The organism is Roseiarcus sp. (genome assembly GCF_052145395.1).
In the GTDB taxonomy this organism is placed as follows: Bacteria; Pseudomonadota; Alphaproteobacteria; order Rhizobiales; family Beijerinckiaceae; genus Roseiarcus.
This window is the reverse complement of record NZ_JBKQOT010000089.1, coordinates 1-8,292: the sequence shown is the minus strand read 5'-3', so window position 1 is coordinate 8,292 and position 8,292 is coordinate 1. Positions and strand designations below refer to the sequence as shown.

Annotated in this window: 8 protein-coding genes; 3 read left to right on the top strand and 5 right to left on the bottom strand. The window is 65.1% G+C overall.

The window, feature by feature from the left end; genetic code table 11:
* The coding region (locus ACLP25_RS03030; protein WP_442467753.1) for an SDR family oxidoreductase at positions 1-682 on the top strand (682 nt) is incomplete at its 5' end.
* A 38-nt stretch (positions 683-720) separates the two neighbouring features.
* On the opposite strand, the gene ACLP25_RS03025 is transcribed toward ACLP25_RS03030, so the two are convergent.
* The 4 genes from ACLP25_RS03025 to ACLP25_RS03010 form a co-directional block, all read right to left on the bottom strand.
* Positions 721-1,725 (bottom strand): hypothetical protein, encoded by a 1,005-nt coding sequence (locus ACLP25_RS03025; protein WP_442467752.1) that lies wholly within the window; start codon positions 1,723-1,725, stop codon positions 721-723.
* Between the two features lie 127 nt (positions 1,726-1,852).
* Positions 1,853-2,386: a hypothetical protein gene (locus ACLP25_RS03020; protein ID WP_442467751.1), complete on the bottom strand. Its 534-nt coding sequence runs from the start codon at positions 2,384-2,386 to the stop codon at positions 1,853-1,855.
* 146 nt (positions 2,387-2,532) lie between these two features.
* Positions 2,533-3,579 (bottom strand): fatty acid desaturase, encoded by a 1,047-nt coding sequence (locus tag ACLP25_RS03015; protein WP_442467750.1) that lies wholly within the window; start codon positions 3,577-3,579, stop codon positions 2,533-2,535.
* A 362-nt stretch (positions 3,580-3,941) separates the two neighbouring features.
* Complete coding sequence (locus tag ACLP25_RS03010) at positions 3,942-4,925, bottom strand: NAD(P)H-binding protein (protein WP_442467749.1); 984 nt, start codon at positions 4,923-4,925, stop codon at positions 3,942-3,944.
* Positions 4,926-5,251: 326 nt separating this feature from the next.
* Between ACLP25_RS03010 and ACLP25_RS03005 the strand changes: the two genes are divergently transcribed.
* A complete protein-coding gene (locus ACLP25_RS03005; protein WP_442467748.1) occupies positions 5,252-5,908 on the top strand; it encodes a carboxymuconolactone decarboxylase family protein in 657 nt (218 codons plus the stop codon).
* Positions 5,909-6,129: 221 nt separating this feature from the next.
* Complete coding sequence (locus ACLP25_RS03000) at positions 6,130-6,624, top strand: CDP-archaeol synthase (protein ID WP_442467747.1); 495 nt, start codon at positions 6,130-6,132, stop codon at positions 6,622-6,624.
* On the opposite strand, the gene ACLP25_RS02995 is transcribed toward ACLP25_RS03000, so the two are convergent.
* Positions 6,618-7,586 carry a metallophosphoesterase gene (locus ACLP25_RS02995; protein ID WP_442467746.1) on the bottom strand — a complete coding sequence of 323 codons (969 nt, stop codon included), beginning with the start codon at positions 7,584-7,586 and terminating at the stop codon, positions 6,618-6,620. The two genes, ACLP25_RS03000 and ACLP25_RS02995, sit on opposite strands and share 7 nt — an antisense overlap.
* Positions 7,587-8,292 lie beyond the last annotated feature (706 nt).

Below are 8,292 nucleotides of genomic sequence, written 5' to 3'. Positions count from 1 at the left end.
GGGGATCGGCCGTACGACCGCTGAGTTGCTCGCGCGCCGCGGGGCCTCCGTTCTCGCCCTCGGCCGCTCGACCGACGACCTCGCCTCCCTCAAGGCCAAGATTGGATGCCGATCCATCGCCGTCGATCTCGCCGATCTTGAGGCGACCCGCGCCGCGGTGCGCGCCAATCTGCCGTTCGACCTCTTGGTCAATTGCGCGGGAACGACGGCTCTGCAGTCTTTCCTCGATCTTACGCTCGAGACCTTCGACCGCATCATGACGGTCAACGCCAAGGCGCCGATCGTCATCGCGCAGGAATACGCGCGCGACCGGATCGCGTCGAAACGGCCGGGGGCGGTCGTGAACGTCTCCAGCGACGCAGCGTTTCTTGGCGTGATCGACCATACCGCCTATTGCGCGTCGAAGGCGGCGCTGGACGCCGCGTCGCGAGTCATGGCCAACGAGCTTGGGCCTCACGGTATCCGGGTCAACACCGTCAATCCGACCATCACGCTGACCGACATGGCCCGCCTCGCCTGGAGCGATCCCGCCCGCTCCGCTCCGCGCCTCGCGCGCATGCCGATCGGGCGCTTTCTAGAGCCGTCGGAGGTCGCCGAAGCGGTCGCCTTCCTCCTGTCGGACCGCGCGGGAGCGGTGACGGGCGCGTCGTTCCGCGTCGACGGCGGGTTCGCCATCGCATGAGCGCATAAGGGGCCATCAAGCTGCGCCTTGGCGCCGGCTCAGGGCTCCCGGCAAATCGGCAACGGTTGCGGCGGCGGAGCGGGATGCGTTTGCCGATATCGCTCAAGCATCGGCTCGAGCGTCTCCTTCGGCCAGAATCTCGGAGCGCCGATGTCTTTCAGGCACGCGGCGTTCCAATAAAGCCCGGCGCGCGACGGCGCCTGGCCGGCCCCGACCGCCCGCGCGACGGCGTCGATGTCGCGAGACTCAGGGTAGATGTAGAGCGTCGTCGGATCGTCCTTCACCATCGCCATGATGGTCTCGGCGTCCGAGGGCGACCAGCTGGTGCAGCCGTCGCTGCGCCCGGCCGCGTAACTGACGAGCTTTCCGAACGGAACGTAGCCCTCCGGGTCGGCGTGCGGACTGGTCGGATCCCTCCGGCGGCAGAGTCCCCTGAGCAGGACCGCCGCGTGCCCGCCGATCGCGCGCTCCCTGGCGTTTGCGGTCTCGCCTTCGCCGTCGAACTTCAGGAAGGCGCGCATGAAAACCGCGTCGCCTCCGGCCGAGGCGCGATAGTACCCCTTGAAGGAAGCGGCCGTGTCGCCGGTCACATACGCCCCGCCCGCGGTCAGTTCGGAATCCACGGCATTGCCGAAATTCCTCACGCACCGCCGCCCGTTGGAGAAATCCGCGACCCCGTCCAGATCCCGGCCGCCGCCGTGACCCGCGGAGATGGCGCGAAACGACCCTTCGGCTTCGCAGATGACGTAGAAGCGGCGCCCCAATCGGCTGCCGCCAAGGTCATGGGGACGCGTCGCGTCCATGGCGAAGTAGCAGGGATTGCGGACCGCGCCTCCGCTCCGTTTCCGCTGATAGAGCGCGCGGGCTCGCTCCAGCACAACGGGCGCGATTTGCCCCTCCCCCTCGCCCACGTGGGCCTCGAGCCACGCCGGAACGCTCGGCTCTGCCGCTGCGAAAGGGCTCGCGCCCGCGAGCGCGATCAGGACGCCGAGGCCGGCGCCGTTGAGGCGCCGCACGAGGGGCCATGAAGCTCGCTTTGGCATTCGCGCTTCTCTTCGCCGTCCCGGCCGGCCATTCACGGCCTCCCGCCGCTGCTCACCGCGGATCTCTCGTCGAACTGAAGACCTTGGTTGATTTTGCCAAGCTTTTACGCCCAGCGCCGCCGTACGGTCAGCTCTTGCCGGAGTCTTTATGGGCCTGGGCGACCCTGCCGGCCTGCGAGACCCGGCCCATTTCGCGCTTCGACGTTCCGCCGGTGAACTCTTCCGTTCGCTTTTTCGGACGCATCCCCGTCTTCGCGGTTTGCCCCGCATCGGGATGATGACCGGCGTCGGCCGCCATCTTGAGTTCGAGCGCGCGGCGCGCGAATTCCGCCGGACTGGGCCTGCCGGTCTCGATCTCCTCGCGGCGGGCGAGCTCCCCGTTGATACGCTGGATGGCCTCCATCAAGGTCTGCGTCTTGGCGATCGAGCCCGCGGCGTCCTTCGCCCGGACGGCTGCGTGCGGTTCGGCCTTGCCGCGGATCTCACGCTGCTGGCGGATGCTGATGTCGTTGGCGCGACTATGGGCCTGCCTCAGCCGATGTGCGAGCGCCTTCAGTTCCTCGGTGGTTGGCCGCTCGATCGCGTCCGGCAGCGTTGCGTTCACCATCTCGAGTTCGGCGGCGTTGAGGGCCCGGTTCTCGGCGTTTGTGGTGGGGCTCATATCTTCGCCTGCTTTCCAAAGGTTCGGGGCGCATCAAAACGGAATCCTAGCACGAATTCGCCCATACCACGCAACGCGGATCGAACCGCGCCGCTCCCGACCGTCGACGCGCCGCCGGACTCGACGGGCGCCGAAACGCCCTCTGCTCAGCTCGCGCCGTGGGCGAGCCGACGCGACGCGCGCGCCTCGCGGAACGACACCATCCGCCGCTTGTCTTCGTCCCACAGCGCGAGCCGGACACAACCGAGGCTGCGCCGGAGCGTGAGCCGGCCGACCTCGCCGAGTTCAGGGTGGTCCCGCAGGACCGTCTGCAGCCTGTAGAAGGGGATGGCGCTCGACAGGTGATGCACGTGATGCACGCCGATATTGCCGGAGAACCAGTCGAGCGGCGGCGGCAGTTCGTAAAGCGAGCTGCCATGCAGCGCGGCCTCCGGCTGGCTCCAGGTCGGCGTCGGCTCCCAGGTCGTCCCCTCGAACTGATGTTGAACGTAGAACAGCCAAACCCCCGCCGTCGCGCCGATGACGACGATCGGCAGATGAACGACGAGAACCGGCGCAAGGCCCGCGCCCCAGATCAGCAAGCCGGCCGCCAGAAGAATCCCGGCGTTGGTCGACATCGTGCTGAGCCACGGCATCGCGCCCTTGCGCATGAAGCCGAATGGCAGGCGGTTCTCGATCAGGAACAGGTAGGCGGGGCCGACCCCGAACATCACCGTGGGGTGGCGGTAGAGCCGGTAGGCGAGCCGGCCGCGCCAGGCGCGGGAAAAATATTCGCGGACCGTCATCGTCTTGATGTCGCCGATGCCGCGCCGGTCCAGATTGCCCGACGTTGCGTGGTGGATCGCGTGGCTGCGCCGCCAGAAGTCGTAGGGCGTCATCGTCACGACGCCGATTGCGCGTCCGACCCACTCATTGGCCTGTTTGCTGGGAAAGAACGATCCGTGCCCGCAATCGTGCTGGATCATGAACAGGCGGACGAGCAGACCGGCGGCGAGGGGCGCGAGCGCGAACGAAAGCCAGACGTGGCCTTGACGCGAGGCGATGAGCATCACGGTCCAGAGCGCCGCGAAGGGCAAAAACGTGACTGCGAGCTCGAACAGCCCGCGGCCCATGTCCGCCTGGCGGTAGGGGCCGAGCGCCAGCGCCCAGTCGCGCGCCGTCCTCGGCGCGCCATTCGTATAAATCATCGACATGGTTCAGAAAACTCCGCCCGACACGCCGTCTTGAGGTCATCGTCGTCGAGCGGCTGGTCGACTGCGCCTGTGGAAGGATTTTCGGGATGATCCTTGCGGCGTTCCGCTTATGGGCCGCGAGGGCCGTTCTTAAATCTCCGAAGGGGCGCCGACATCGAGTCCGGGCGCGGCCATCATAGACGAGGCGGCGCGAAGAAGCGATGACGATTTGCTACCGGCCGCGCGAAAAGAAAAAGGTCCACCGTGTCGCCAATGTCTACCGTAGCGACGAGCGCGCACGAGATAACCGGCTGTCGTCAGTCTTGATCCTTTTTTCTTCAGATCATCAATGGCAAAATGGGATCGCGGCGTGGCGGCGAACATTACGGACGCAGGCCGTCTTGCGCGGCGATGATCGTATCGACCAGGCGGTCCTCGTCGGATTCGGCCGACGCCGGCGCCTTCAGCCGCTCCTTCGCATGGATGACCGAGTCGCGAAGGATCTCGTCGATGTCCTCTGAGGCTTCGAAGGGCCCCGTGACACGCTTCACCTTGGAGTTGTCGAAGAGAGCCGACCAGGTCTTGTCGCCGAGCAGTGGGCCCTCCCACTCCTTGTTGAAGCGAACAAGCGTCTCCGTCGGCACATGCGCGTGGATCGCCTCGACGCCGAACCCCCGCGCGATCGCCTCGTCGATCTGGTTCCAGGTGAAGCCGCGATCCCCCGTGATGTGGAAATCGTCGTTGAGTGCGGCCGATGCGCCGAGCAGTCGCACGAACGGCGTCTCGACGTCCACGGAACGCGTGAGCGTCCAGAGCGATGAGCCATCGCCTGCGACAATTACCGGCTTTCCGGCGATCATCCGCCGGACGGCTCCGTCGGGATTGCCCACTTGGATGGGCGTCGCGGTGCGCACCGTATGGCTCGGACGCACGATGGTGTAGGCGAGCTTGTCCTGGTCGCGCAGAAGCCGCTCGCAGGCAATCTTGTCGCGACTGTACTGCCAGTACTTGTTCTCGAGCTTTGTCCTCTCGGTCATGAGGTAGTGACGGACCGGCTTCTCATAAACGGAGGCGGACGAGACGAAGACATATTGCCCGGTGGCGCCGGTAAAGGTCGCGATGTCCCGCTTCATCTGCTCCGGGGTGTAGAGGCGGAACTGTGCGACAACGTCGAAACGCCTGCCGGCAAGCTCGCCATAGGCGACGTCGTTCATGTCGCCGACCAGCGATTTGACCCCCTTCGGCAGGAAAACGGCGGTCTTGTTCCGATTCAGGATCGTGACATCATGGCCGGCGGCCAGTGAGGCCTCGACGCAGGGCAACGAAATCTGCCCGGTGCCGCCGATGTAGAGCACGCTGAGCGCCATGGCCGAGTTCCTCTCTTGGGGTTCCGAGGCCGATCATATAGCACCTGTCCGAACCGACTCACGCCGAGCCTGGCGCATGGCGAGGTCCCGGTGATGACGGGCCTGCGGCTGTTCCTGCCAGAAACCTGGACCGGCGACCAAGCTCAGCTCGAGCGCGCCGGCCGACTTGGCCGCTAAACATTGTTTGGCGCGGACCAAGTCCGAAATCGCGCTCACAGGGCTCGATGATTGACGTAGGTGTAGCCGACACCACCGTCGATGGCGCAGTATCCTGGCCCGAGGTTCGCCAAGGAGCCCGCCAGAATATCGAGCGGAAGGAGGAACCCATGCGCCAAATGCTGATCGCTGCGGGATGCCTGATGGCCGCCATGCCCCTCGGCTGGATCGCCGCGAATACGGCGAGTTCGCCGGCCGAAGGCAAGCAGCCCAGGTTTCCCCAGCTGACCTTGGAGCAGCTCAGCGACCAGCAGCGCCCGGTCGGCGAGAAGATCGTGAAGATCTCGCGCGTCGGGCTCGGCGGCCCCTATAATGTGATGTTGCGCAGTCCGGTCTACGCGCAGCGTATGTACGACCTGCTCGACTATCTGCGTTGGCACACGTCCGTGCCGACCAAGCTCAACGAGATGGCCATCCTCATCGTCGCTCGGCAATGGCGCTCGCAGGTGGAATGGTTCGCCCACGCCCCGCTGGCGAAAAAAGCGGGCCTCTCCGATTCGATCATCGCCGACCTGAAATCCAACCGGCGACCCGCCGGCATGAGCCCCGACGAAGAGGTCGTTTACGACTTCGTTACCGAGCTAACGACCAAACACGCGGTGTCGGACGAACTGTTCGACCGCGCCAGGACGCTTCTCGGCGAACAGCAGGTGGTCGATCTGACGGGCGTCGCCGGAACCTATGTCGGCGTGGCGATGATCCTGGCAATGGCCGAACAAGGCGTGCCTGCCGACAAGGAGCCGCCTTTCAAGGAAGGCGAACCTTGAGCGACAAACGCCATTGGCCGGAGAACGACAATGATCGACCGACATGATTTTTCTGCGCTCTGCAGGTTTGGCGCCGCGACTTCCGCCCGTCGGAGATTGTCCTGTCCGCCGGCGTCGCTTGCCAGCGAGGACGCTATGAGATCGGCAGAGTACGAACGACCAAGCCGCGCCTCGGGAGCCGGGGCGAGGTACCAATGACGACATGACAGGGCGCATCGCGGATGATTGCCCACGCCCTTGAGATCGTGCAGAGCCTTATGCTGATCGGCGCAGCCAACGCGGCGCCGCTCCTGGTGGCGCGGGCGCTGAGAGCGCGGCCTGCCCGTCCGATCGATGCGGGAATCGTGTTGCGCGACGGCCATCCTCTCCTCGGTCGCTCCAAGACCTGGCGCGGCATCGCGTCGGCGCTTGTTTTCGCGACCTGCGTAGCGGTCCTGATCCATCTGCCGTGGTGGCTGGGCGCGATCGTTGCAGTGTCCGCGATGGCCGGCGACGGCCTCTCCTCCTTCTTCAAACGACGGCGCGGGCTCGATCCGAGCAGCATGATGTTGGGTCTCGATCAGATTCCCGAGTCCCTGCTTCCCGCGCTCGTCTGCACGGCCTATCTTTCGCTCAGTCTTATCGACGTTCTCGCGATCGTATTGCTGTTCTCTGTCGGAGCGCTTGCGGCGTCACGGGTCTTTTTCGCCGTCGGCCTAAGGGACCGGCCCTACTGAGGCTCGCCACACACCAGCCGGTGCAGGGTGATCTCCGGTCGATTATTGAAGCGCGCCGGAACGACCGACGACCCTGTCCCCACCGAGGTATAGCCGGCCATTCCCGCATGTCGCCAAGCGCCCGCAGCGAAAGCGCGCGGCAGGTCGGCTTCGAGCAGGATCGGAATGCCGCCGGGCAGACAGATCTGGCCGCCATGCGTGTGTCCGCTCAGCATCAGATCGAAGCCGGCGTGCGCGGCCTGCCGGTAGATTTCCGGAGTGTGCGAAAGCAGGACAGAAACACAGCCTTGGGGAATCTCCGCGGCCGCTTTTTCGATGTTGTCGACTCGGAAGAAATGCGCGTCGTCGATCCCCGCGAGATAGATCGAGGCGCTCCCGCGATCTATGACGACGCATTCGTTGAGAAGAACCCGGATGCCGAACGCCTCAAGGTCGGGAACCATGGTGATCGAATCGTGATTGCCGAGCACCGCGTAGACATCCCCGTTCAGCGCTTCTCGCAGGCGCGCGACGGCTTCGAGACAAGGTCTGCAATCGCCGTGGGTGCGTCCGCGATAGTCTCCCGTCAGCACGCAAAGATCGTAATGGAGGCCACGCGCGAGTTCAGCGGCGCGGCGCATCGCGGGGCCGCTCAGGTCCGCATGCAGGTCGCTCAGATGCAGGATGGTGAAGCCGTCGAAAGCGCTCGGCAGTTTTGGGAGGCGCACAATGTTCTGTCGCAGTTGCACCTTGCCTGCGTTCGCCAAACCGAGCCAATAGGTCCCCGTCATGCGGAGCACGAGCTCGATGATCGCCTGCATGACGGGCATGTTCTCGAGGTGCAGGAAGCTGAGGCCCTGGCCAAACGCCTGCGCCTCGTGCTCGCGCTCCATGCCGAGACGGAGTTGCGCGTGCAAGGGTCCGAGTCGGGTTTCGAGACGACGCAACGTTTCGTCGGGATCGAGTAGGCGACACGCCGTCACGTCGTCCGCTCCCGCGGGTTTGGGGTGCAATCCCGTCGATTTCGCCGACGCCGTTGGGTCCGCCGGGTCTGGCAGGCGAGAGCACGACGCCCGCACGCTGTTGACGCAGATCGAGACAGCGACGTCAACTCATTGACCTCTTCGAGCCCCAGCATTCCCACCGCATACGAAGGGGATCCACAGGGCGATTGTTGCCGTTTTGCCACATTGCCGCGCAAACCGCCGTCGCCAGCGCGCGCGTCACGCGAAAGTCTATGTTGCAGTGCACAACAAAAGGAGGCGCAACGCGGCCGGGACTGATTCGCTGAGGGCGGTTCGTGCTCGCACGGACCCCGTGTCGCTTTCGCCGCCAGGATTTTCAGGTTTGTCCAGGCAGGACATCACAGGAGGCTTCAATGACGACAAGCTCAAGAAAGTTCTTTGCCGTGATCATTGAGCGAAATGGACAAGAGCTCGCGCGGGACATTCTCCATATTGAAGGCGCCGCGGATGCTCGTCGCAAACTCATGCAGCTTGTGAGGCAGCATGAGATCGACCCCTTCGATGATCCGATCAATTGGAGGACCGAGGTCCGCTAGGGTGCCCGGTTCCGTCCAGACCTGCGCCGTACTCCTGCCGAAGCCGACCGCCGGGCGGCGCTCGATGCGCTGGTCTGGAGGACGGTCAGGGTGCGTGCGGCCTTCTCACGTCGGCTGCGAGGCAGCTA